Origin of the sequence: Xenorhabdus bovienii, from assembly GCF_024721015.1 — a bacterium.
Lineage (GTDB): Bacteria > Pseudomonadota > Gammaproteobacteria > Enterobacterales > Enterobacteriaceae > Xenorhabdus > Xenorhabdus bovienii.
In genome coordinates, this window is record NZ_JANAIF010000258.1 from 1 (window position 1) to 813 (window position 813).

1 pseudogene is annotated in these 813 nt (G+C 37.6%); it reads left to right on the forward strand.

The features are described 5' to 3' along the window. Positions 1 to 364: 364 nt before the first annotated feature. A pseudogene (locus tag NXS07_RS20425) lies at positions 365 to 676 on the forward strand (ISAs1 family transposase); the annotation flags it as partial. Between the last annotated feature and the right edge of the window lie 137 nt (positions 677 to 813).

The following is an 813-nucleotide window of genomic DNA, read 5'->3' on the forward strand; positions in this document are numbered from 1 at the left end:
AAGCTGAAAATCTGATATCTTTCTGTTTCGGTCAGTTGTTTATAGGTCATAGCGCATTTTCCTTTGGCGAGAAAGATGCCTACTATAGCAACTGACCGCCTTTCTTAGAAATTGCACTTACTAGGCGAATCCAAGGTGAATTAATATAAATTAAGAGTAATGTTTTGCTATTTTTTATATATTTAAAAAATAAATTTTCTGTATTAATAAGTTAATTAGGCTCCCTGTTGGGAGCCTGTAAAACATAAAATTAGACTTCTCGAATAATGCAGGGCAAGATCGCGAATGTTTTTTAACCAACGGTAAATTAAGTTGATTCGAGTAAATAGCTGTGAGCTTATACTTTCTTTTGAGAGTCAATACCATGTACCTTGACAGCTTCACTGACCATTACTCCGATATCGAAGACCCACGCCAGACTGCCAAAGTAGCCTATCCTTTATTTGACATTCTGTTTACCATACTTTGCGCGATTATTGCGGGGGTGGAGGGCTGGAGTGATATTCAGGAATATACTGAAGGCCATCATGACTGGTTTCTTAAACAAGGTATGTTCAAAGAAGGCGTTCCTGTTGATGACACCATTGCCCGGATCCTTTCTCACATCAAACCAGAACAGTTTAATCTCTGTTTTATCAACTGGATGCGTTCGGTTCACCAACTCACCAAAGGGGAATAAATACAGCCCTGAAATTTCAGGGCTGTAAGTCAAATTTAATTATGAATTTCGATGTTATTTATTTTTCCATATGAAAGGTTTAAAACCACGGTCTTTAGACGGTGACTTTGACTTTAATTCTTTGACCTATGCGC